Annotated in this window: 29 protein-coding genes; 25 read left to right on the plus strand and 4 right to left on the minus strand. The window is 41.4% G+C overall.

Features of this window, described 5'->3' with window-relative positions; translation table 11 throughout:
* The first annotated feature begins 38 nt into the window (after positions 1-38).
* The 22 genes from EDC56_RS17365 (at position 39) to EDC56_RS17475 (ending at position 17,133) form a co-directional block, all read left to right on the plus strand.
* Positions 39-563: a DUF6714 family protein gene (locus EDC56_RS17365; RefSeq protein ID WP_123713862.1), complete on the plus strand. Its 525-nt coding sequence runs from the start codon at positions 39-41 to the stop codon at positions 561-563.
* Between the two features lie 103 nt (positions 564-666).
* Positions 667-1,008 carry a hypothetical protein gene (locus tag EDC56_RS17370; protein ID WP_123713863.1) on the plus strand — a complete coding sequence of 114 codons (342 nt, stop codon included), beginning with the start codon at positions 667-669 and terminating at the stop codon, positions 1,006-1,008.
* A 1,080-nt stretch (positions 1,009-2,088) separates the two neighbouring features.
* Positions 2,089-2,451 (plus strand): hypothetical protein, encoded by a 363-nt coding sequence (locus EDC56_RS17380; protein WP_123713865.1) that lies wholly within the window; start codon positions 2,089-2,091, stop codon positions 2,449-2,451.
* A 127-nt stretch (positions 2,452-2,578) separates the two neighbouring features.
* Positions 2,579-2,854 (plus strand): hypothetical protein, encoded by a 276-nt coding sequence (locus EDC56_RS17385; protein WP_123713866.1) that lies wholly within the window; start codon positions 2,579-2,581, stop codon positions 2,852-2,854.
* A 158-nt stretch (positions 2,855-3,012) separates the two neighbouring features.
* Positions 3,013-3,504 (plus strand): imm11 family protein, encoded by a 492-nt coding sequence (locus tag EDC56_RS17390; RefSeq protein ID WP_148059445.1) that lies wholly within the window; start codon positions 3,013-3,015, stop codon positions 3,502-3,504.
* 111 nt (positions 3,505-3,615) lie between these two features.
* Complete coding sequence (locus tag EDC56_RS17395; protein WP_123713868.1) at positions 3,616-4,011, plus strand: hypothetical protein; 396 nt, start codon at positions 3,616-3,618, stop codon at positions 4,009-4,011.
* 94 nt (positions 4,012-4,105) lie between these two features.
* Positions 4,106-4,672 carry a hypothetical protein gene (locus tag EDC56_RS17400; RefSeq protein WP_123713869.1) on the plus strand — a complete coding sequence of 189 codons (567 nt, stop codon included), beginning with the start codon at positions 4,106-4,108 and terminating at the stop codon, positions 4,670-4,672.
* Positions 4,673-5,084: 412 nt separating this feature from the next.
* Positions 5,085-5,591, plus strand: a complete 507-nt coding sequence (locus EDC56_RS17405; RefSeq protein WP_123713870.1) for a DUF2199 domain-containing protein — start codon at positions 5,085-5,087, stop codon at positions 5,589-5,591.
* 114 nt (positions 5,592-5,705) lie between these two features.
* A complete protein-coding gene (locus tag EDC56_RS17410) occupies positions 5,706-6,089 on the plus strand; it encodes a YceK/YidQ family lipoprotein (RefSeq protein WP_123713871.1) in 384 nt (127 codons plus the stop codon).
* A 30-nt stretch (positions 6,090-6,119) separates the two neighbouring features.
* Positions 6,120-7,439: an FRG domain-containing protein gene (locus tag EDC56_RS17415; protein WP_123713872.1), complete on the plus strand. Its 1,320-nt coding sequence runs from the start codon at positions 6,120-6,122 to the stop codon at positions 7,437-7,439.
* 25 nt (positions 7,440-7,464) lie between these two features.
* Positions 7,465-7,725 carry a hypothetical protein gene (locus tag EDC56_RS17420; RefSeq protein ID WP_123713873.1) on the plus strand — a complete coding sequence of 87 codons (261 nt, stop codon included), beginning with the start codon at positions 7,465-7,467 and terminating at the stop codon, positions 7,723-7,725.
* Between the two features lie 1,181 nt (positions 7,726-8,906).
* Entirely contained in the window at positions 8,907-9,464 is a 558-nt protein-coding gene (locus EDC56_RS17430; protein ID WP_123713875.1) for a hypothetical protein, read from the plus strand.
* On the plus strand, positions 9,461-10,024 hold the full coding sequence (lepB, locus tag EDC56_RS17435; RefSeq protein WP_123713876.1) for a signal peptidase I: 564 nt from the start codon (positions 9,461-9,463) through the stop codon (positions 10,022-10,024). The genes EDC56_RS17430 and lepB overlap by 4 nt, the downstream gene beginning before the upstream one ends.
* Positions 10,025-10,586: 562 nt before the next feature.
* Positions 10,587-10,715, plus strand: coding sequence for a hypothetical protein (locus EDC56_RS20000; RefSeq protein ID WP_281273376.1), 129 nt, complete (start codon positions 10,587-10,589; stop codon positions 10,713-10,715).
* On the plus strand, positions 10,712-11,305 hold the full coding sequence (locus tag EDC56_RS17445) for a hypothetical protein (RefSeq protein ID WP_123713878.1): 594 nt from the start codon (positions 10,712-10,714) through the stop codon (positions 11,303-11,305). Before EDC56_RS20000 ends, EDC56_RS17445 begins: the two co-directional genes overlap by 4 nt.
* Before the next feature lie 143 nt (positions 11,306-11,448).
* Positions 11,449-12,180 carry a hypothetical protein gene (locus EDC56_RS17450; protein ID WP_123713879.1) on the plus strand — a complete coding sequence of 244 codons (732 nt, stop codon included), beginning with the start codon at positions 11,449-11,451 and terminating at the stop codon, positions 12,178-12,180.
* 249 nt (positions 12,181-12,429) lie between these two features.
* Positions 12,430-12,588, plus strand: a complete 159-nt coding sequence (locus tag EDC56_RS19685) for a hypothetical protein (RefSeq protein ID WP_162844232.1) — start codon at positions 12,430-12,432, stop codon at positions 12,586-12,588.
* On the plus strand, positions 12,576-13,361 hold the full coding sequence (locus EDC56_RS17455) for a YwqG family protein (protein WP_123713880.1): 786 nt from the start codon (positions 12,576-12,578) through the stop codon (positions 13,359-13,361). Before EDC56_RS19685 ends, EDC56_RS17455 begins: the two co-directional genes overlap by 13 nt.
* A gap of 479 nt (positions 13,362-13,840) precedes the next feature.
* A complete protein-coding gene (locus tag EDC56_RS17460; protein WP_123713881.1) occupies positions 13,841-14,461 on the plus strand; it encodes a hypothetical protein in 621 nt (206 codons plus the stop codon).
* A gap of 696 nt (positions 14,462-15,157) precedes the next feature.
* On the plus strand, positions 15,158-15,499 hold the full coding sequence (locus EDC56_RS17465) for a hypothetical protein (protein ID WP_123713882.1): 342 nt from the start codon (positions 15,158-15,160) through the stop codon (positions 15,497-15,499).
* Between the two features lie 392 nt (positions 15,500-15,891).
* Positions 15,892-16,278 carry a hypothetical protein gene (locus tag EDC56_RS17470; RefSeq protein ID WP_123713883.1) on the plus strand — a complete coding sequence of 129 codons (387 nt, stop codon included), beginning with the start codon at positions 15,892-15,894 and terminating at the stop codon, positions 16,276-16,278.
* Positions 16,279-16,689: 411 nt separating this feature from the next.
* Entirely contained in the window at positions 16,690-17,133 is a 444-nt protein-coding gene (locus tag EDC56_RS17475; RefSeq protein ID WP_123713884.1) for a GIY-YIG nuclease family protein, read from the plus strand.
* A gap of 221 nt (positions 17,134-17,354) precedes the next feature.
* Here the strand turns inward: EDC56_RS17475 and EDC56_RS17480 are convergent, their stop codons facing one another.
* Entirely contained in the window at positions 17,355-18,329 is a 975-nt protein-coding gene (locus tag EDC56_RS17480) for a transposase (RefSeq protein ID WP_123713885.1), read from the minus strand.
* Between the two features lie 142 nt (positions 18,330-18,471).
* Positions 18,472-19,947, minus strand: a complete 1,476-nt coding sequence (locus EDC56_RS19845) for a TolB family protein (RefSeq protein WP_211333745.1) — start codon at positions 19,945-19,947, stop codon at positions 18,472-18,474.
* A 612-nt stretch (positions 19,948-20,559) separates the two neighbouring features.
* On the opposite strand from EDC56_RS19845, the gene EDC56_RS17490 reads away from it, so the two are divergent.
* The 3 genes from EDC56_RS17490 to EDC56_RS17500 all read left to right on the plus strand — a co-directional run bounded on the left by EDC56_RS17490 (position 20,560) and on the right by EDC56_RS17500 (position 21,914).
* Positions 20,560-20,967 carry a GFA family protein gene (locus EDC56_RS17490; protein ID WP_123713886.1) on the plus strand — a complete coding sequence of 136 codons (408 nt, stop codon included), beginning with the start codon at positions 20,560-20,562 and terminating at the stop codon, positions 20,965-20,967.
* Between the two features lie 127 nt (positions 20,968-21,094).
* Positions 21,095-21,604 (plus strand): GNAT family N-acetyltransferase, encoded by a 510-nt coding sequence (locus tag EDC56_RS17495; RefSeq protein ID WP_123713887.1) that lies wholly within the window; start codon positions 21,095-21,097, stop codon positions 21,602-21,604.
* A 154-nt stretch (positions 21,605-21,758) separates the two neighbouring features.
* Positions 21,759-21,914, plus strand: coding sequence for a DUF4937 domain-containing protein (locus EDC56_RS17500; protein ID WP_162844233.1), 156 nt, complete (start codon positions 21,759-21,761; stop codon positions 21,912-21,914).
* Between the two features lie 328 nt (positions 21,915-22,242).
* Here the strand turns inward: EDC56_RS17500 and EDC56_RS17505 are convergent, their stop codons facing one another.
* Both EDC56_RS17505 and EDC56_RS17510 read right to left on the minus strand, forming a co-directional pair.
* Positions 22,243-23,148: an EamA family transporter gene (locus tag EDC56_RS17505; protein ID WP_123713889.1), complete on the minus strand. Its 906-nt coding sequence runs from the start codon at positions 23,146-23,148 to the stop codon at positions 22,243-22,245.
* The gene (locus EDC56_RS17510) at positions 23,145-23,939 is read right to left on the minus strand and encodes a class I SAM-dependent methyltransferase (RefSeq protein WP_123713890.1); all 795 of its coding nucleotides are present in this window, start codon (positions 23,937-23,939) and stop codon (positions 23,145-23,147) included. The genes EDC56_RS17505 and EDC56_RS17510 overlap by 4 nt, the downstream gene beginning before the upstream one ends.
* Between the last annotated feature and the right edge of the window lie 10 nt (positions 23,940-23,949).

Genomic DNA, 23,949 nt, shown 5'->3' on the forward strand with positions numbered 1-23,949 from the left:
TCGAGAACAAGTAGCTGAACGATTAGAGAGGTTAGGGTATGGTAAGCCATAACAAGGCGCAGCAAGCCGACCTCCGGCGGTTGTGCGCGGCGTTAGGTGAAATCGTGAATGTCTCCAGTTTCGTAGAAACTACGTACAATTTATTCGAGTCGTTCGATAAGCCTGAGCACGCAACTAATATTGATCATTGCGAGGAGTGTCGGGATCATAACGACGAAGTGAATGGCGTAAATCGAAGAGATCTATCGCCAGAACAGATCGGCACCGTCTGCTGGGGTATTTCATCATTTTTAACGCCTCAAGCCACGGGGTATTACATCCCTCGTCTTATAGAACTGGCTGTTACGGGGCAAGATGATAAGGATGGTGATCCTTACATGTGTCTTTTTATCAACCAAATCGGCCTGAACTCTGAATCCGAGCAGTTTTCACTACTTACTAACGAACAGCGCTTGGCGGTTTGTAATAGCCTAGGTATTCTTAAAAATAGCTATATCCAATTACTAATCGAGCACTGCTGGGAAGATGAAATTGATAATGCAATTACCCAGTGGACCACCTAACAAGGGTAGGCACGCAGACTTGCTTTAAGCTGCTTTCGCTACTCGCTCAAACAACTTAAAACAAGCTGGTGCTACCGGCGTTACATTTCACAAGGAGTATGCAGTGTCTTTTTTCAAGAATAGAAAACTTAAGAAAGTAGCAAAAGAAAATAGAATTAACTTTGATGGTCCGATGGGTCTATCAATAAACAATAAGCTTGTGAGTGAGTTCGGCTATTTACTTAGGTATTACACAGAAGGTGAGCTTGAGTCTTTTACAGATCGTGGCCAAATACACAGAGTAAAAGATCAAGTTCTTGACGCAGTTGACCAGGACTTATTCAATTCTCAAACAAGAGAGGAAGAGGCCCTAGGTATATCCAGAGCTACTGCTGAGGCTAACCTTCGAAATCTAAAGGCAATAGTTACAGCTCTATCAAATTACCACGAGGCTGAAGTGGCTTAAAAATGTAACAAGGCGCTGCAAAGAATAACTAAGACACCCATAGTTATTATGTCGTATATATTCAGTTCTGGCGTACTCAGAAGTAAATGAATGTGAGTGTCTTGATAAGCTCAAATAACTAAGACACCCATAGTTATTCTGTCGCATATATTCAGTCTTGGCGCATTCAGAGATCAATATAGGTGGGTGTCTTGATAAGCCCTGTATGGGTCAAGATGGCAATGATCAACGGGAACCTTAACGATCCAAATAACTAAGACACCCATAGTTATTCTGACGCATATATTCAATATTGGAGCGTTCAGAGATCAATATAGGTGGGTGTCTTGATAAGCCCTGTAACCCGGCAACTGAATATCCTGACGAACTGATTGAGTAAATGACTAGCCATCAATCATTTACAAAGCTGTATAAACATACAGTTATATTGGGTGTTTTTGCACTCAGCATAAGCGAAGGGAAAATAGTTCATATAATCAGTGGTCTATAGGTACTGCATTTGGCCTATTATTTCCGGAATTGACAAATAATAGGGCAAGCATACTTCGTCGCGGGTTGATCTTGGTAGTCAGCGGCAATAAGAATTGAAATAACAATAGGTTAAGGTAGTATCTGGGGTTGTAAGCAATAAAATCATATATGCAGGCGTCATATACAAATGTTAGGCGAAAGAAGGAATAAGCAATGCACCCCGAACTTAAGCATATACTTGGCGCATTATTCTATACCGTTGCATATGTTATTTCACCAATAGCATTCGTTGTTGGCGTCGGTATTTCGGGGCCACTGGGTATATTACTATGTATCTTATCCATTGCCAGCATATCAATTGGCTATGTTTGGGCAGGCCTTAAAAAGATTCCTACCACGCCAAAGAATGCGGCAATTGAAATGCTTTTTTGGTTTATATGTGGCTGCAGTGTAATTTTCACCATGTGGGCAATAACAATGAGATCATGGCCCGCATTTTCCATGTTGCTAATTTCGTCAGGGGCCAGCCTACTAGTGTGGCGCCTAACAAGTAAATCAATTAGGACGCGCATAAAACGCGCGCCTATTATTTAGGCGTTATATTCCAAGATGAAACTACTCTGCATAGCCGTATTATCAATAATATTATTCTTCGTATCATACGTAGCGCTACATCCGCTATTTGGTGAAAATGCTGCATTGCTATGTCTATTTATGATGTATATAGGTTTTCCAGCTTTATTTCTTAAGTTCTGGAAAAAAGAATGGGAGGGGCCCGTAGTTAAATTTGGTAACTACATGATTGCCTTAGTAGTTCTCGGGTTTTCTATCTGGTACAGTTATCTTGCAATAATTGGTGAAGCTGAAAAATTAAATGCTGTAATGTTTTTTCTTGTTTATGGCTATGGGGCACTTCATTTTCTCACTTTCGGTAAGCTACATTTTCAAATTAAAAGAAGCAATGAAATATAACAAGCGCAAGCACAACAGGACTGCCAACTGCTTGCGCCTTTTGGGTGGCTTCGCCACTTTAACCCAAAAGCCACAATCAATTGTCAGCCCGTGTTGCGGGCGTTATGTGTAATGAGCAATGAGATCAATGAGGCTATCTGACACTCAAATCCTAGAGAATCTACTCGATGCGTTGGATCGCCTCTTTGATAGGGAATGCAAGGTCATCGACTTGCACGCGCTATTGTATGCTTCACAGGTCGCTTTACGTGAAGGTTCTACGGCGATTGAATTGGGCCATTACACGATAGCGGTCAGTGCTTTAGTTCGGGGCGGAGCAGCAGAAGATATTCAGCGCGAAGAGGCGCTGGAGATTACTAATAATTTGAGGGCGGAGCTAAATGAATTACTACCCGCTTCCTAGCTCACATAACAAGACCAAGCACGGCGATAGCTTTTTCATTGCGGCTTCGCCTTCATTACAAAGCTACGCGTGTTGGTGGCGTTACATTCAGGCAGGAATCTGAGAGATTGAATTACTACGAGCTAACAGACGATATTAACTTTCCCAATAGGTGGTACTTGGGAGATATCGCTTTTGCAGATAACTGGGAGTTATCGCAGCACCTCGACCCTGAAAGAGAGTATGAAATTGAAGTTTGTCGCGATGGTTCAGAAATGGATTACACGTGCAATGAGGCATATGGAGTAAGCGTTGTAAGTAAGAAATTTAAAGAAGCTCTTTCTAGTGTTGCTGATATTGAATTTGCTAAAGCAAATATTGTTGGCAAAAAAACTGACAGTGAGTTCTATATCATGGCTGTACCGAAAGAACTTGAGTGCATTAACGAAGAGGCATCAGAATTTCAAAAGTTCAAGGTAAATGACCCTGTACGTCCTGATAAAGCTGGCGAGTATCGGGGTTTCTTCAAAATGGTGGTCAATCCCAAGAAATGTGAAGGTTTCAATATTTTTAGAGTTAAGGGCTTTAGCATAGCTATTGTCGTAAGTGCTAAAGTAAAACAGAACTTAGAATCAGCAGGGGTTTTAGGTGCGCAGTTCAAGAGCGTATAGCAAGTCAAAATGTAACAAGTCAAAGCACGCGGACTTGGTAAAGCTGTCACCTTTTTTGTTCCAAAAAAGCCGCCAACTTCACCAAGCCGGTGTTTGAAGCGTTAAATTCCTATGAAGACAACTTACATCAGGTTTGTAATCGAAGAAAGAGATGAACAATCTAACGAAAATAAGGGATTGTTTATAGCCATGGATCTTTTACATGAAAAGAATGCATTGTACGAATGGGAAGCTGAATTACAGAAAGAAATCTATCAATGGTTCAAAGATAACTTAAAGGTTCCCAAGGTTCAGTCTAGCGAAAGCGGAAAATTGGCCAAAGTAAGAGCGATAAGTTGGTTTAAGTCCACAGCAATTGAACATATTGATAGAATGCGTCAATATGGACAAATACTGGAAGCTCATGATTTTAAAATATTACAGCTAATAACAGAGCGTCCAGGCAAAGTGTTATACGAAGATGACCATCAAATTGCTGCTATTCCATTTGGTGACACATTTGCGTAGAGAGAATTTAACAAGGCACTGTTGTCGGAATGTTTTTCCGCTGCGCTCCAAAACATCCGCAAAGCGCGGCGTTACATACCCATGGAAGTATCGAGTGAAATTTGAGAAAAAGGCTGTTCTTACTGTACTATTTTTAATAATGCCTTCTATTGCTTATGCAAATGGTGGCGGCCCATTACTGTTATTTATCAGTGGCAGCGCATTTGTTTTGGGGCAACTCTGGATTTTATTCGTAGAAACAACACTCCTTAAAGTGGTTTCTGAAATCAGCTTAAAGAGCGCCTTTACCCAAGTGTTTTTAGCTAATCTTATTTCTACCGTGGTTGTTGGTCTAGGATTCCCACTTCTTCTCGCTGTCGTCACGGCTTTCGGTATGCTCCTCCCTGAGCCATATGGAGATTACTCATCTGCCATAGGCACATGGATATATGAAGGTGCACCAGCTTTCGATTATCTTGGCTACATATCTCTTTTGTGGTTGCTGGTGACTTTCATTCTTACAGTATTCTGCGAGAGAGCTTTTTATAGTTGGTATTGGCGAAAATCTGGTTATACCCCGTCATTTTCATTAAATAAGTTTATAATCCAAGCCCATGCTGCCAGCTATGTTGGTTTGCTAGTTGTTGTTATCGTAATGTGGCATGAGTTGTTGGGTATGTAACAAAGCGCTCATACTGACAGCTTTTCCGTCGCTTGAATTTATGGCGAAAAAGACTGCCATAAATCAATCAACTACAAAGCTGCGGTATAGCGCGGCGTTATAGCGCTAAATACTCCACTCTCTAATCATACTCACACAGCCTACCTCACAACGCCGACTAATCCCTAATCGTCGTAAATTCTTACGGCTATCAGCTACTTGTAACTTTCCATCCAGCTGTTAGTAGGGTACTGTATCTCTCAAATAATTAACAACACAGCTTCGCGGCAGTTAGCATGGACTTACTTCACAATCAGCAACAATGTACCAAGCCCAGCTATAACAAGGCCAATCAGCATTGCCAGCAAAGCTGGCTGGACTTCGCTACGCTCAGCCGCTGTTGGCAGCGTTAGCCGAATAAAGAATTAGAGATATGGCGGGAATATTTAGCTTTACATGTTCATGTTGCGGTGAAGTCCACGAAGGTTCACCAAGCTTTGGTTTCAAAGCTCCCGATCCGTGGTTATCACAACCAGATGAAATAAAAGAGCAAGGAAAGATCAGCGACGATCTTTGCTACTACACAGATGAAGATGGTACACATTACTTTGCAAGAGTAATAATAGAGATACCAATTCACGGTGTTACAGACCCATTCATGTGGGGCGTATGGGTATCTTTAAGTGAGCAAAGTTTTAATCATTATGTTGAGACTTGGGATGAACCAGATACTAGTAAAGGTTACTTTGGCTGGTTCTGTAGTGCACTCCCTCATTATGAAAGTACTCATTCTTTATCAACTGATGTAAACCCTCAAAGTGAAGGCTCAAGGCCTACATTATGTCTACATGAAACAGAGCATGAGTTGTATTATGACTTTATCAACGGCATCAGCATAGAAAAGGCGCAGAAAATTGCAGAACTTTGCATGCACGGCTAACAAGCGGCAGCAAAAAGGACTGCTAACTGCTCGCGCCTTTTGGGGTGGCTTCGCCACTTTACCCCAAAAGTCACAATCAGTTATCAGCCTCTGTGCCGGGCGTTAGGTGTAAGCATGAGAAATAAACACATATTCATTATGACCATAAGTTTTGTGCAGCTTATAACTGGATGCGCCACAGGTTACACATTAACGGGGGACCCTGAAGAGATACACAGAACGTCTTGCGCGTCAGGCTGCGCTACTATCCCGAGAATTTACTCTGGAACAGCTGTGGACTTGTGCGGTATTTTTCCAGGGGATGGCGGGCAAGGCTCAGCCATTATGTTTTACGACATATTCTTCAGTTTGCCAGCAGACACCATTGCTCTTCCATATACAATTTATGGCCAATTTACAAAAGGAAGTCTTTCAGTAAGTGATGAATGTGAGTCAAACCAAACACCTAACAAGGCGCTTAAGCGGGACAAAGCAAAAAACGCTTTGCCCCTTAGCTAAGCGTTAAATTTTTAGGAAGAATCTCATAGCATGTACAACTTATTAGTAACGGCGCATCGAGGTGCTTGGGATGAACCATTCTATGAGTTCGATAAAAGCCGCTTCCTTGAATATACAACAGAGTCGACATCAGAAGCATTTAAGACTCTTAGCTCTAGCCTTATAGAAACCCTCAAGAGTTACCCCTGTGTATTTGCTTACGAAGGGGGCGAGGAAGATCTTCGTATAGGTAGATTTACTTCAATCAAGGAGAGGGGAAGAAAACTTCTAGTTGAGTTCGAATTTGATCAAAACATCCCTCCGATTCCATTTGACGACATTAAGCCAATAGCCCCCCTGCTTGATATACGTGATTGGGAAATGAACAGAACTCACTGGGCTGTCAAGGATGAAGACCTGTTTGGACGCCTTTTAAATGCAGGCGTTTTAGATCAAGCACAAACTGAAGAGTCAGAGAAACAGGAAAAGCCACCTACAAAACGATCCAGTAATCCTAAGGTAACAACGGTTCAAGGATTTATTAAAAAAGTCCTTTCTACTGAACGAGAAATAGGCTCAGAGGTCTTTTACCGAGGGCATTCGAATAAGAATAAATATAAGCTAGAGCCGTCTTTGTTCAGAAAGGACGATGATGGGAATTACCTCTATTTAGATAATGAGCACATACTCTACAGAGAGCTAATTGTGTCAAATTCATCAGATTTTCAGTCTGACGAATATACATTGGATCGGCTGGTGAGAATGCAGCACTATTCTTTGCCTACGAGGCTGTTGGACATAACTTCAAATCCGTTGATCGCCCTATATTTTGCATGCAAATCTTCGACTGATGAAGATGGAGAGGTCATTCTTCTTTCTATGCCAAGAAGTGAAGTTAAGTATTTTGATTCTGATGTTGCTAGTTGTATCGCTAATCTAGCACGACTCCCAAAGGAAGAAAAAGACAATATTGAGATCGAAGAAGAAGGTTTTAATGACCAAACTTCAGTGAAACGATTAATTCACTTTATAAGAGAAGAAAAACCGTACTTCGAGCCAAAGATAATCCCTGATGATCTAATGAAAATCATCTGTGTTAAAGGAAAGCAAAGCAATGATCGAATATCATCTCAATCTGGTGCCTTTCTTTTATATGGAATCGACGCTGTCATGGACGAAGAAGGAACACCTGAGATAAGGGTTATGCGAATAACGGTATCTAATAAAGATTCCATGCTTAAAGAGCTTGATCTCCTTAACATAAATGAAAGCACTGTGTTTCCTTATATTGAGAACTCGGCAAAATACGTCGCCGATAAGTACAAATTTAACAAGTCAATGCAGCCGACCGCTAACGCGTCGGCTGATTGAGGCGTTATGCGCAAAGAGAGAAATCGTGAAGATACCCAATGAGACTACTTCATTCCATGATTTCGTTGAGTATGGCGATCTTGAAATAGCTATCCAAGAAAGCGATTCATTCACGGAAGTAGAAGTTGAAAGGCCCTATGCCAACGTTGGGCTTGAAGAAAAGTGGTTCATAAATAGCCTAAATGGAGAAGTGTCAATAACTAAGACACCCACAGTTATTTTGTCGCATATATTCAATTCTGATGCGTTTAGAGGTAATGAAGGTAGGTGTCTGGATAAGCTCTAATCTTGCTTATACCAGCCATCTATCCACACTACCCACTCGCCATAATCGTCGTAAATCCTTACAGCTATCAGCCACTTGTAACTTTCCATCCAGCCGTTAGTACGGTACTGTATCCCTCAAATAATTAACAACAGGGCTTAGCGGCAGTTAGCATGGACTTACTTCACAATCAGCACCGGTCTACCAAGCCCTGCTATAACAAGGCCAAGCAGCAAAGCTAGCTTGACTTCGCTACGCTCATCCGCTGTTGGCGGCGTTAGGCAAATAACTAAGACACCCATAGTTAATTTGTCGTATATATTCAATCTTGTTGCGCTTAGAGACGATGAAGATAGGTCTCTGGATAAGCTCTAATCTAGCTTATACCAGCCATCTATCCACACTACCCACTCTCCATAATTGTCGAAAATCATTACATTAATCAAACTCTTGCGACTTTTCATTCGGCCATCAATACGATACTGTATCTCTCAAGTAATTAACAATACGGATTAGTGGCAGCTAGTATGGATATCTTTACTGCCATTAACAATACACCAAGCCCAGCTACAACAAAGCCAAGCAGCATCACCAGCAAAGCTGGCTGGACTTCGCAACGATCAGCCGCTGTTGGCGGCGTTAGCATCTTTATCGGAAGGTTCTTTTGACATCAAACTGGGTTCTTTTCATCACAATAGTAACCACTGATGTCATGATGCGAGTCATCATGATTTTTGGTGTGGTAGGCGCTTTATCTTGTGTCAGTTTCGATGCTTTCTTCAACCTGAGATATAGCACTGGCTTATCGATTATCGAATCATTTAGAGTCATCTTTGCATTATGTTTATTGTGGTCATGTTTCGACTTGATACAGGTAGCCTGTAGGTACAGCAAGCAAAGCCATTCTCAAAATATTATAACGCTATTGATATTCATAACGCTGTCAATTACCAACTATAAAATGCATCTGGTGTCTTCTGCCTCATATAGCGCAGGAGAAATAACAATAGGGCTTGAGCAGCTATACAACGAAGGGGATCAATGCATAGGAATAGCTTTTTCTCGAGATTAGCAAGTGACAAGGCAATCAATGCGAGCCTGTTATCGTGCCTTCGTCGTACTGGCTCGCTGCGCTCGACTTTAGCACTCCAAACACACAACAACAGTCCGCATTACCGCGGCGTTATGCTCCTAGGAGGATCATGAGAATTTTACTTTTATCACTAGTCTTACTTTTTTCGATTTGTAGTTTTGCGGAGAAAGATCAGGAATTTCATACTCAAATTCTTGAGCCTACAGGAGGCAAGATCGAAGTGCCACAAAACTGGTTCTATCGAGAGCGTCATGGTGGCCCATACTATGTATGGATACTCTCAAAGGAAGACCCGGACAAGGGCCCGTACAAAACCGGCGTAAAAATACAAAGCATCATGGGCATAGAAGAGAAATCTGGCCAAAGCCCAGAAAGTTTCTTGAGGTCTTTTGCAGCAAAGAAAAAGAAAGAGGTAAAAGTATTAAGTGAGTGTAAGGCACAAGATCAGGGCCTTTTCACAAGGATCTGCCTAGAAACTATAGAGCCAGCGCCAGCGTTCGGAGAAAACCAGAATTTTCGTATCCAGTATTCACTATTCTGGGGCAACGGAATGGATCTGGCGGTTGTAATGGTATCTGGCACATTTGAAGAGCTATGGGCCGAAAATGAGCAGATCTTTAATTCTATGCAGGCTTTTGAGTTTATTGATATGAAGCGCTTCGAATGAGCATTAGAATAACTAAGACACCCATCGTTATTTCTGGGCGTTATATGGAAGGGACGTATATGAGAGTCATAATTTTTTTATTAACACTGGTTGCGCTTAATGCATCTTCAAAAGAGTTTATACAAAATGGCTCTGCTATGTTGCCAACCGTCGCGCATGGAGAAAGTGTCGAAGTAAATATAATCGATTCGATATTGAATGATTCAAATCGTTGGGATTTAGTTCTATTCATTAACCCAAACGGCGATTTTAATACTGTTTTGTCTCGTTTAGTTGGCATACCTGGAGATATAATTGATATTGATGACAATGGATTAAAAATTAATGGTGCTATAGCTAAATTACCAAGCTCTTTGAGTGCCGCGGGTATAAAACACGTCTCATTTTTTAGTATCCTTGATTCTCAATATCACAACCACCTTTATAGGTTGCCTGCCAAATTGGTAGATAATGAATGTTTCATATTAGGGGATAATACTCGTATTGCAAAAGATAGTCGTTTCTTTGGTCCTGTATCATGCAAAAGTATTGCAACTGCTACGAAAAATGGTGCCATATAACCAACGCATGAATAATGGACGCCTAAAGCTTGGCTGGCGCTCATTCTTTGCTAATTTTAGCCAAGATTTATTCGCCTGTTATGCGGGCGTTATGTGTCTGAGTAGAAAATGAATATCAAAGGTCAAATTACTTTAAGAGTTCTGTTCTGGGCAATCGGTTTGGGCTTTATCGGAGGTATACTCCAGACCAAGTCAGCTTCCATTGATCAGACAGAAGTCATCACTGGCATACAGATAGGTAGCGTCATAGGTCTTATGGTTGGCATTGCTTTTCAACAAGCCATAAACCGGAAGCAAAAATGAATTGGCCGCCCCAGTAAATAACTAAGACACCCATAGCTACTTTGTCGCAGATATTCAACCCTGTTGCACTTAGAGACGGTGGAGGTAGGTGCCTGGATAAGCTCTAATCTTGCTTATACCAGCCATCTATCCTCACCGCCTACTCGCCATAATCGTCGTAGATCCATCGAGCTATCAGTCACTTGTAACTTTCCATTTGGCCATTTGTACGGTACTGTATCCCTCAAATAATTAACAACAGGGCTTAGCGACAGCTAGCATGGACTTACTTCACAATCAGCAACAATGTATCAAGCCCAGCTATAACAAGGCCAATCAGCATCGCCAGCAAAGCTGGCTGGATTTCGCCACGCTCAGCCGCTGTTGGCGGCGTTATATGCAAATATGATGAAATTCTTACTGAAAATTTTAGTTTATGGCTTATCTGTTTTGATAGGGGTAACTCTGCTTACTATTTTTTCCTATCCTATCATCGATAAATATTTTCCTTCATATGCTAAGCCTCACCATGATCCAAAAAACTGGGAAGTTGGTGTAAATGGTGAACCTCCTTTTATTCACCAAGTAGATTACAATCAGAGTTACACGGTTTTATATAGTGACTATTTAAAAGCAATTGACTTACTTTTTAGCTTCTCAAACCAAGAAGGCTTTCATACGATTCAGTTTGGGGAGTGCTTTAAAAATGTACTTAACTACAGCCATAAAAATGAACAACTGCCATGCGGAGCAGTGTATCTAGAAAAGGGAGCTCCAACTAAGTATTTGGCTCGCCTCGTTATTACAGACAAACAGATTCTGGGGTGTAGGTATTCTGGACCAAACTATATAAACTTAGACATTGTTATTACTAGTTCAGGTAATAACAAGTTGGCAAAAAACTTTTCTAATAGTTCTGAGAAAAAGTTTAAAGAACTAGAAAGTAAGTATTATCAGTTAAAAGAGAGCTGGGGGGAATCAAATTGTCGCAGCATATAACAAGGCCAAGCACAAAGGACTGCCAACCGCTTGCGCCTTTTGGGGTGGCTTCGCCATTTTACCCCAAAAGCCACAATAAATTGTCAGCCTGTGTTGGCGGCGTTATGGTAATAATTTATTTCAACCATTAAGGGAAACATAAAATGATTAAAACAATAACTTTAACAATAGCCATAATACTTTTGGCATCTTGTTCATCAACGCCATTGCCCGAGTCAGTTGTAACAGATGTGAACAATCTAAAAAATGAATATTTTCCTGTTGAGCCCCTAATTGCCAAAAGTAAAATAGAAATTCCTGTTAAGGGCACTATGGTTACCAAAGATATTCGAACTCTTACAAATAAAGAGAAATTAGATTTTCTTGGTGACACTAGAGTAGTTGTAAAACTAGCGAAGGTCACAAAATCAGGTGAGCTTTCATACCTCACGGGGAAAGTAACTTCAGAAAAGGGAAGTTATGTAGCTTTTATGGACTATGCCAATTTTTTTATCGACGATTTATCTAATGGCGATGAGATAGTAGGCCGTGCAAGAGTTGGTGTTGGATTGAGATTGATTGCTAAGGTAAAAACCAACAAAAAAGGGATTGACCTAGGTAGTGTTTTAAAAATCGGATTTGCTGCGAATAAGAATGAGCTTTCTGGTGAATTAGAAGTTAGGGCAATTGGAGTGACATCGAAAGAAATCCAAGATCTATTACCAGGCTCACTTCCGAACTTAGATGAATCTTCAATTCAACGTGCACTTGAAGCAATGGCTGCTGTTAAAACAAAGATTCATGACACAAATACAAGTGTTCAGCCAAGAATCATGTCTGTATCTCTAAACAATAGAAACATGGTTCAAGCAGCTGGAGTAAAGCCAGCATCATAGACTAATAACTAAGACACCCATAGTTATTCTGTCGTATATATTCAACCTTGTTGCGCTTAGAGACGGTGAAGATAGGTGCCTGGATAAGCTCTAATCTTGCTTATACCAGCCATCTAGCCTCACCACCCACTCCCCACCATAATCGTCGTAATTCCTTTCAGCTATCAGCCACTTGTAACTTTCCATCCAGCCGTTAATACGGTACTGTATCCTTCAAATAATTAACAACACGGCTTAGCGGCAGTTAGCATGAGCTTACTTCACAATCAGCAACAATGTGCCAAGCCCGGCTATAACAAGGCCAATCAGCGTCGCCAGCAAAGCTGGCTGGACTTCGCTACGCTCAGCCGCTGTTGGCGGCGTTATGCATCAATCAATACACCGAGAATTACACAATGGAAGAAGTAGAAATACCAGAAGTACTAAAGCAGTTTTCGGACGGTTTAATAGCTAAGCAAAGACCATATGTATCTATCAAGGCAACGCCTTTGCATTGCGAGCTAAATAAGGATCCTTTGGACGTAAAGGGTAGCAAGTTTTTGGGGGTTCCATTTATTCCTGAAGGGATGGAGTATCCAACTGATAAAAATAGTGACCCGCTAGTCTTAATCGCTCAAATTAATTTTTGCGAATTGCCATCGTTGGATGGATTCCCAAATGAAGGAATCCTCCAGCTTTATTTCAGCAAAAAAGAGTGGTGGGATATGTCGGGAGCGGAAAAGTTTATTTATATATCGAGCAATGAGATGAACAAGCCTCAGCGAAGTGATCTTCCGTCAATAGATAAGGATATGTACGAAGATCTTCCCGTTTGGAAAATACATAAATTAGAATTTGTAAAAGCTATAGATACCGGAAGTAGTGAGGATTGTCAGTTTTCATTTGATTTTGGTGGTAAAGATTATTGGGACTTTGAAGAGTCATTATCGGAAGAAGATAAAAAAGCATTTGATGACTATTTTACTGGTGAGGGTCATAAGGTAGGCGGGTATGCTTACTTTACTCAGGGCGACCCACGAGATTACAAAGATCACCAGCGAAATGATCTGCAAATTCTACAAATCGATGTTGATGATGAAATTATGTTTGGCGATAGTGGCATAGGTCATATTTTTATTTCACCAGAACACCTCAAAAACAGAGAGCTTGAGAAGTCCTACTTCTATTGGGATTGTTGCTAAAAATGCATAACAAGTTACTCAAAAGGACGCAAAACGCTTGGCTTGTGCTCCTTCGTCGCCAATTTTAGCCAAGCATTTATGCGCCCATTAGTAAGGCGTTATAGCGCTAAAAGCTTCACTCTCTAATCATACTCGCACAGTCTCTCTTCCAACTCTCACCACTTCCCGTATTCATTGTAAATTCTTACAGCTATCAGCCACTTGTAACTTTCCATCCAGCCGTTAGTACGGTACTGTATTCCTCAAATAATTAACAACACAGCTTAGCGGCAGTTAACATGGGCTTACTTCACAGTCGGCAACAATGTACCAAGCCCAGCTATAACAAGGCCAAGCAGCATCGCCAGCAAAGCTTGCTGGACTTCGTTACTCTCAGCCGCTGTTGGCGGCGTTAGTTCTTACTACTTTGGTAATATTTACTTTTTTTAGATCTATAAGTTAGAAAAATGGAAAGAATAATCACATAATGGACAAATAAAATGAAAATGAAAATCTTCCTTGCTACAGCATTAATTCTCTCAGCATCATTATCGAGCGCTACAACTGTTACTATAAACGATCCGGCGGGGCCGCCTTCTTACCATACAAACTCTAGCTCTTCAGGTCCAGAGCTGCATATTGTTAGTGTTTATGAAACTAGAAGTGATCATAGCTTTGGAGACCATCCGCAAGGCACTGCGAATGTGCATATTGTCAATGGTGGGAGTGCACCGATAACTTTAGTACTTTCATCCTACGAGCCGACGCTGTGGAATTTTTCCATAGACTCAGGTGTAGTCATTGATCAGGTAATATTAAATGGGTACCACGATCAAGAAGCTCAAGGAATTGACAGTGGTTTGATAGTAAACAAGTACGGAGTGGGAAATTATTTTGCCGCTTGTGCTTTTACTTGGCCTTCAGATACGCAAGGCTGCAATACCCCTGGATTAGTGTCTGCTTCCGAAGACTTTACGGGGCTGGAGTTAACCTCATTTTCAGCAGCTTATAGAGCAACAGATTTTACGGTTGTAACAAGTCATATTCCTGTCCCTGCTGCGGCATGGCTGTTTGGCTCAGCAATAATAGGTCTCGCCGGACTAAAAAAGAAGCTTACTTAGACTTTACCCAAAGCTAACAATCATAGAAAGCCATGCAACGCTGTTGGCGCGCATGCTTTTGGCGTTAACCGTCTTGATAAACCCATCAAATATTAAATTTCGGGAATAAGTTGGAAATTTCAGAATAAAATACAGGAAGATTTGATACTGAGAAGACACCACCAGATATTCTTGATGAGGTTTCCTTTTATATGGATACTAAAGATTCGAGAAAGACACCGGCTTTTAATAGTTATCGTCCAGCTAACCATGTAAATGACGAATGTTGCACTTCAGGACTTCATGTCTATATAGATAGAAAGAAGGTCTATCCAGGCGACACAGCTTATGCATACATAACTTTTCTGTCTCCCGAGTATTATCCTCACTGTCTTTGGGCTGACAAGATGAGAAATAACTAACCGTCGCTAATGCACACCACCATCAAATTGTAGCTTTAGGTCATACTGTCAGTATGTTAGACTTTCGCCCATATAAATAACAAGTTATCGTAGCGGCAGCGATCATTAACTTTCTTGCTATCATAAAAGTACAATATGCTAGCTATAACAAAGCTATAAGTAGGGCCCTCGCAAAACTAGCTGGCCATCGCGACGCATAGCCGCTGTTTGATATTAACATACAACCAACTTATGTAATAAGTCCTTAGTTCGCTTTCCCAAAGTCCACGAATAATAAATTACTATAAAGGTAGAAATGATGATTAAAAGATATGTTGCAGCAATATTAGCTTCAAGCGTTGTGTCAACTACTGTTAATGCATTGGACTGCTCAGCCAATGTATTATCTGTCCGTATTATGAAAACAGGAATATTAGAGCTACAAATGAATGGTCCAGTAGAAAATAACTATATCAATATCTGCAACATCACTAAAGACTTTAATGATGTGCCGCCAGAGGTATGTAAAAGCTGGCTTTCAATTGCGCTAACTGCAAAAGCAAGTGAAAAGGAGCTTAAGCTATGGGGGGTACAGGGTGAAACCTGCGCCACAGGGTATAATACAGTACTTGAGAAAGTCAGTATTACACAGTCTTGACTCTTATAGGCATAGCAAACAAAGAGAAATTACAAAGACACCCATAGCTAGATAAGGAAACTAAATCTAGCTTTGACAGGCACTCAAGCACAGAGGCTTCGCCCTTTGACTGTAAAATCAGTGCTAGATTCAATAACTAAGACGCCCATCGTTAGAAACAACTAAGACACCCATCGTTATTTCGTCGCATATATACAATCCTGTTGCGCTTAGAGGCGGTGAAGGTAGGCGCCTGGATAAGCTCTAATTTTGCTTATACCAGCTATCTATCCACACTACCCACTCCCCACCATAATCGCCCCAGCTATCAGCCACTTGTAACTTTCCATCCAACCGTTAGTACGGTACTGTATCCCTCAAATAATTAACAATACGGCATAGCAGCAGTTAGCATGGACTTACTTCACAATCGGAAAAAATGTACCAAGCCCAGCTATAACAAGGCCAAGCAGCATCGCCAACAAAGCCGGTGGAATCTCTACGCTCAGCCGCTGTTGCCAGCGTTATGTAATAGGAACCCAGAAAATCTGATGAGAAGATATATTTTTATTATATTTATCCTTTCTTTGCTACAAGCCTGTGTAAGCACTAGTGATGTAGTCAGTGATAAGTTTAAAGCTGGCGAGCACGCTCAACAGGCAGAAAAGGAGAGACGTCAAGGGGATGAAGGTGCAGCAATTATTCATGAAAATCTCTCGCGACATTATGAAGAAAGATCAGATAGAGCGATGGACGACTTAAGTTTCTTTGATATTATATTGTCAATCATATTTGATTAGCTTATCCATAATTATAACCTTGCACTAGAAAAGTAACTAAGCCCCCCATCGTTATTTTGTCGTATATATTCGATATTTTTACGTTTAGAGACGGTGAAGGTAGGTGTCTGGATAAGCTCTAATCTTGCTTATACCAGCCATCTATCCACACCACCCACTCTTCATAATCGCCGAAAACCCTTTCATTAATCAGACTCTTGCGACTTTTCATTCGGCCATTAATACGATACTGTATCTCTCAAATAATTAACAATACGGATTAGCGGCAGCTAGTATGGATATCTTTACTGCCACCAACAATACACCAAGCCCAGCTATAACAAAGCCAAGCAGCATTGCCAGCAAAGCTGGCTGGACTTCGCTACGCTCAGCCGCTGTTGGTGGCGTTAGGCTCTTTACGAGACTGAATGGATGACTAATGTTAAGTTCAAAAGTAGTCTGATCTATCTTATTCAAGGAGAGAAAACCGGCTTAATAAAAATCGGAAAGACTAATGTTTCCATTGAAAATCGTTTAAACCAAATTCAAGCTCTTTCTCCTGATAAGCTAATTTTTCTCGGTGGCACTTTTGAACCCACTTACTTAGAAGATAGGCTACACCTCAGATTTGAAAGGTTTCGTGAGCATGGAGAGTGGTTCCAGCCGAACAGTGAAGTTATGGATTTCATAAGCACTTCGTGCTTTCAATCATTAGATAGCCTGTATTGGGCGTACTTTAAAGTAAAAGCAGGCGATGCTAGTTACGAAGACTTAATAGCACTCAACAAAGAAACGATTGATAAAATTATTGAGTCCGAAATAGAGGAGTCTGTTAAAGGCCTTTGGAAGTCAGATTATTTTAAGGTCCTTAAATAACGAACAATAACTAAGACGCCCATCGTTAAGCAAGAAGACTAAATCTCGCTTAGATCGACAATCAAGCACAGGGGGTTCGCCTTTTGGCCGTAAATCCCAGCTAGATTAGAAGCAATAGCACAGGGAAAGGTGCAGTTTTCATGAAGGTGAGCGGCATTTGGCCGCAGCGAGCCACGGCTTGAGGGTTAGCCAATAGCAGTATATGTTGTTTTGTTGTTTATCTAACCAAAGAGCGCACGACACGCTGTTGCGCCGTGGCGTCGTCTTCGCTTGTGGTGTCGGCAGTAGTTATCCAGGCTTTTGGTGGCACCTACAGGACCGGTAAAGAGTTGCTCGAACGAGGTTGTTAGCTGTAGCCAGTTTTCTGTCGGGATGTTAAGCCGCGCTAGAACGTCTTCAGCGTTGCTACTGATGCAACCGCGTTTATTTTTGCGTATCACTCGCCCGGTTTGATCGACAAGCGAAACGTAGTCTTTTAAGTTGAAGCACAACCCCTTGGGCATCTGTTGACGCTCGTTGCCAATAAAAGGGAGTAACTCTTTGGGCTGTTCGCCTTTATGAGCGGCGGCGATACGCAACCTGATACTGGTGTGCTCTGACGTTTCGGGCGTCTTCGCCATCTTAGCCCTAACCAGGTTCAAATCCACGTAAGCCATGCACGCGAGCAGAGCCCCTTCATCGAGTAGCGCTTGAGACTTGAAACGCCCCTCCCAGAAACGGCCGGTGCAGCCATCCTCCTGATTGGCCTGCCGTGCGATTGGTTCGTTTAACGCACGCATAAACCAACTAATGTCGGCTAAGCGACGACGATACTCCGTGATGATACTGTCGAGCGTATCCCGCTCGTAAGGTGCGATAGCTTGGCCTCTGGCAAAGCGTTGTGTCAGCAGGTTGCCCTTGTACAATTGATGCCATCGCTCGACGACGTCTCGTTGGCTCCATTGCTGGGCTTCAGCTTCATCTACACGTAGCACCAGGTGGGCGTGGTTGCTCATAACAGCGTAGGCGCAGATATCGATAGCAAATACCCGGGCAAGCTCTAGGGCGCGAGATTCTACCCAGCGCCGGCGATGTTCGTAGCTCTCACCGCTGTACGGATCACTACCACAGAGAAAGGCACGCCGCACACAGCGAGAGACACAATGATAGTAGGGGGTATCAGCTAGGCTGACGAGCTGTTTACGTGGTATTGGCATCGGTAGTCCTCCATGACTTATCTCAGTCTAGGAGGAAACACTTATGTATGACAATAATGGCTAGTGTCTTAATAAGACATCTTTATCATGGGGTGAAGACGATATGTCATAATTATTATAGACGTCTAGCCATCGGCTGGGTTTACCGCTCATCAAATGCCAAATAGCAACCGCCTTTTACCTTTTTCCCGTAAAGTGCAAAACATGCAAAAGAATCTCCACCTTCAAATTCATCGGACAGCAGTCTAACTTTATTATCGATTGTGTCATACTGAATCAGTGCGTAAGTAGCTTTACCATTGTGTGAAATATTTGCTTTAGCTATTACATTAGCTCCGTCATTAGTCCAGCTCAGGTATTTCACCTTAATGTATCCATCAAGCCCCTTCAATATATCAACGCTATGAGTAGACATAGTAGCGATATCGATGACCTGCAATTGTTTATCAAAATATACTGCTGTTAAGCCATCGGGAGACAGCTCATAATCCATCATATCATGATCTGATTGACTATTAATCACAATGACTTCTTGCGTCTCCAATATCACTCGAGTCGCACGTATTGTGTTATCATCAGCGGTGCTATAAATATACTCAATATATGAACCGTCATCAGACCATCGAAAGTCATATAAAATAGAAATATTCTTGGCATAAGTATCAGCTATATCGATAGAGCTACCATTTTTATAAATATTAATTTTAAGTCCATCAGCAAAAGCAGAATCAACCACATACATAATGGCGTTATCCACTGGCGACCACATAGCGGATCCACTGATGCTTGATATTTCATTTATGTCGCCGAAGTTATCATTATCATAATTTATAAGAAGGAGCTTTTTGTTATAGTGGTCACGCACAGTCACCATACTTTTATCGTAAGACCATTGCAGGTCGTCAATTCGCTCGACCCCCCAACTGCTAACATCAATCATTTCACTAACTGGGCTTCCACCATCATCTAGCCTTAGAATATAGAGGTTATCTTTATCATTACTATTATCACGGGCTGAATATATAACAGCCGTGTCATCTATGAAAGACAGAAAAGAAATGCTGTACTTGTCTTCTGCAACTACGACCCTATCGCTGCCATCATAGTTAGCTATATACAGTGAGCTGCCAGCGAGAAAGTCATGTTTTTCGATGAATAATAATCGTTCATCACCCAACCAATACATTCGCCTTACTTCTTTATCTGGATCACCACTTGATACCTTTACATTCTTAGTCCCGTCGCTATTGGAGACGAATAATTCGTAGTGATTATCTGTTTCCTGGTCAGCAATATAGCTGATTTTTTTACCGTCAGGAGAGATCGTTAGCGTGGCGACCTTTGCACCTGTAGTCATCTCATCAGAGATTGCTATTTTATTATTAGTTAAGGTATTTATCTTATAGATTGCTTGCTGATTTTCTTCTACAGCAATAACCACAATGTCATTATCGGTTAGAGGAGCGCTATCCCAAGATGGCTCTTTGCTTTTCACCGCCTCAGTCCTCTCCGGTAAGCCGCCACCGCCACCGCCACCGCCACCGCCACCGCCACCGCCACCGCAAGCAGTTAATTCTGGCACAGATAATATCAATAGAATCCAGACAATATACTTCATTAATTAAAGCCTTATATTATAATTTATTTGGCCAGAAAAAGAGATTTCTCGCTGCTTTTAACTCAGAACAACGATATAACCTGTACCACAAGAATGGTATTTGAGGTGACCAACAGCCTCTTAGGAATTAACTTAAAATTCTAACACATTTGATTGACTTCGATCAAACCAATGGCTTTCTCAGGCTTTCATAAAAAATGGTCGAGATAGCTAAGTCACTAACTCTACAAAATAACCAAGACACCCATAGTTATTATGTCGAATATATTCAATATTGTTGCGTTTAGAGGTGGTGAAGGTACGTGCTGGACAAGCTCTAATCTTGCTTATACCAGCCATCTATCCACACCACCTACTCCCCACCATAATCGTCGTAAATCCTAACAGCTATCATTCACTTGTAACTTTCCACCCAGCCATTAATACGGTACTGTATCACTCAAATAATTAACAACACGGCTTAGCGGCTGTTATCGTGGACTTACTTCATAATCAACACCGGTGTACCAAGCCCAGCTATAACAAGGTCAAGCTGCATCGCCAGCAAAACTTGCTGGACTTCACTACGCTCAACCGCTGTTGACAGCGCTATGTAATTCTAAGGAGTCAGATATGACGATCAATTTAAAAGAAGTCGAAGGTGTAAAGATAGGCTTAAAGCATAAAGCTACTTGCCATTGCGGAACTGTTGAAATTGAACTGGACTTACCTGATGGTTTAATTGATATTCGTCGATGTGACTGCTCAATGTGCCGTAGAAGAGGAGCAATAGCTGCTTCTGTACCTCTATCAGGCATCAGTATTGTTAAAGGTGAAGAGGCTTTAAAGCTTTATCAATTTAATACGAAAGAAGCAAAACATTTTTTTTGCAGTAACTGCGGTATATATACTCACCATCAACGCCGCTCTAATCCCGAGCAATACGGCTTTAACGTAGCTTGCCTTGAAGATATTAACCCACTAACAATACAGGGCATCCCAACCTACGATGGTGTTAACCATCCAGCAGACCGTAAATAAAACACATAACAAGCTCCTATCGTCGATGGTTTCCTGCTGTACTCGAAACTATCGACAAATACGTATGTTAGATTGAAGAGCTCTACATTGAGCTAAAGTCAATACTTAAATAACCTCATGGAAAGAAATGATACGAATTGCAGAAATCAAAGATAGCTCTGATATTGCAGCACTTTCAATACAGGTTTGGCTCGATACATATGCAAAAAAAGGAATAAGAAAGTCCATTTCGCAGTATGTACTGAATGAATTCACAGAGAAAAATATTCAAAGCAAGCTGACATCTAAAAATGATGTCTATTTTGTAGCAATAGAAAAGGGTCATTTGATCGGATATGTCTCTTTGAAACTTTCTGCTAAATGCCCTATCACAGCAAACACAATCCCAGAACTGGATAAGCTGTATATTCAAGAGAACTTCACTGCGAACGGTGTCGGCTCTGTACTACTGCAACAAGCTTTATCATTTTGTAACTCTATTGGGCACGAGCAAGTATGGCTCACTGTATTTCACGAAAATACACGGGCACTAAAATTCTACGAAAAACACGGCTTCCAAGAAGTAGGTGTAACATATTTCGAGCTCGATAACGAAAAACATAAAAATCATGTTCTGTGTAAATCAACAGCTGCATAATCAAATAACTCATAATATAGCTTAGCGTCAGCCAGTATGGAATTACTCCACGACCATCAGTGCTGTACTAAGACCAAGCGACTAGACTTACTTCTACAAACAATTACACAGACAGCCATAGTAAATTAGAATATTAAAACTAGGAGCTTCTGCATTGGCAATTACAAAGCTTATCAAATGCACGATAAAACCTGACAAAGAAGAGCAGTTTCACCAAAGACAGCTCACTTGGAGTGAGCTAAGTAATTGCGATGATTTTGAAGGCCAACTAGGTGGTTGGAAGAACGATGAAGAAGAAACAGTACAATGAAAGATGCAATTGCAGTCAGATTAGCGGCATTTATGTGTGGCAAGCCTGAGTGGGATGGTTAGCCGTAGTAGTATGCTATTGCGCCTGGGTGTGTCTAAGAAAAGAGCGCACGAGACGCTATAGCGCCCTGTCGTCATCTTCGCTAGTGATATCGCTGGTAGTCATTCAAGCTCTGCGCTATACCCACTCTATGCATTCTAATACGTCACTTCAAGCTGGGTTAGCTGTTACCAAGAGGCATTCCATTTATATCTCGCTATAACTTATTTAAGCCAGAGAAATCCTTTTTGCAATGACATAAGATGCATTAACACAAAGCTCTTAGGCATTAACTATTGGCGTTATTTCGAGATTGCTTAGAGTTTGCGAGCCACAAATATATGTTGGTGCCAAAGAAAATGATAACTAACCCCACAATCAGCAAAGCGCAGGCAGCTAACTTGAATACACCAATCGTCTCGTCAAAAAATACCGACGAAGCAGCCATGCCAAAGACAGGCACAAGCAAACACATAGGGACTACTTGTGTTAATTCATACTTGCAGATTAATCCATTCCATAGCCAGTAAGTTAATAGCGTGCCTATATAAGCTTGAAATAAGATAGCGAAATAAAACAAGTCACTTTGCGATAACAGAGAACTAGAAATATTGTCTAAAGCCCCCGTAAACACACAAATCACTAGCAGGGCCATTGAAGCAAAACCACAGCCATACACTAATAAGCTCAATAAGTTATCGGTCTTTAGCTCCTTCAATACAACATTAGATAGACTGCATGCCACTGCTGCAAATAATATTGCACATACGCCAAATATGCTGACACTTCCATCGGCTATCAGCAGCATGCTCAATACGCTCATTAAGGCAACCGAGCAGCCTATTTTTTTTGATAAACCAAAAGACTCTTTAAAGTATATTACACCTAATACAACAGAACTAAACGCCGTAAATTGAACGAGCAAAGAGGCCATTCCCGCTGACACACCCAGCACAATACCTAAATTGACCATCCCCCAAAATGCCCCTCCAAATAAAGACCCATAAAGGGCGAGTTTATGCCAAGGTAAGTTAGGCTTTGGCACAAAAAAGCAAAATGGAACCGCGCATAAAAAGAAGCGCATAAAAGCAACTAGCCAAGGGTCGTGTAAAACAGTAGAAACTTTTAACAAAGAGAAATTAAAGCCCCAAGTAGCGGTAATCATAACCGCTATTAACGTATCAAACTTAGTCATGAGGATGATGCCTTAGATGCATGTAAGCAATAGGCATGAGTTGAAAAGTCTACCTCACCCTGCTCATTTTTCGGCATACAATTGACGATATCAGACAAGTATTCCTGTTGGCTCTGCACAGTAAGGTCGCACTCTCTGAGCTCTGACATCCAGCCTGATATATATTGCTTGAACAAATCTGTGCCACCGGGTAACTTAAAATGCGTTAAGCCATCCGATACAACCTGCATATTATGTTCCTGACAAGCTGATTGAAATATCAGCTCAAATGCAGCTGTATTTTGAACGCCCAGCGGGATGGTATAGTTTTGTGTATAGCGCTTCAAACTATTTTGTCTAGCCTGTGATAGGGTTGTTTGGTCAATAGGTAAAATAATGACCAGATGCCCCCCTGGAGAGAGCCTCTCTATCATGGCGCTAAACACTTGCTTTATTTCGCAGTTACTTAGCCACTGCAGACAAAAAAATGAAGTAACCAACTGGTAGCTCTTGTTGATGCGAGCGAGCTCTCGTGCATCGAGCACTTTAAAATCAGCAGTACCAGGTGCATTGTTCTTTGCTTCTTCTATTAAGCGTGCTGATAAGTCTATCCCAGTACGCAAAATAGATGGCTTATCGATAGAATAAGCATTCATCAACTTGCCATCACCACAGCCGACATCTAACCAAGTTAAATATTTAAAATCATTGCCAAGCATCGATTGTAAATAGTGTTCTGCTGCTTGAAACTGCACATCGTTAGACTGGCTGTAATTTGCTGAAAAGGCATGCTTTTCATTAGTTTTTATCATCTTATATCTC

The sequence above is a fragment of the Sinobacterium caligoides genome (assembly GCF_003752585.1).
Lineage (GTDB): Bacteria > Pseudomonadota > Gammaproteobacteria > Pseudomonadales > Sinobacteriaceae > Sinobacterium > Sinobacterium caligoides.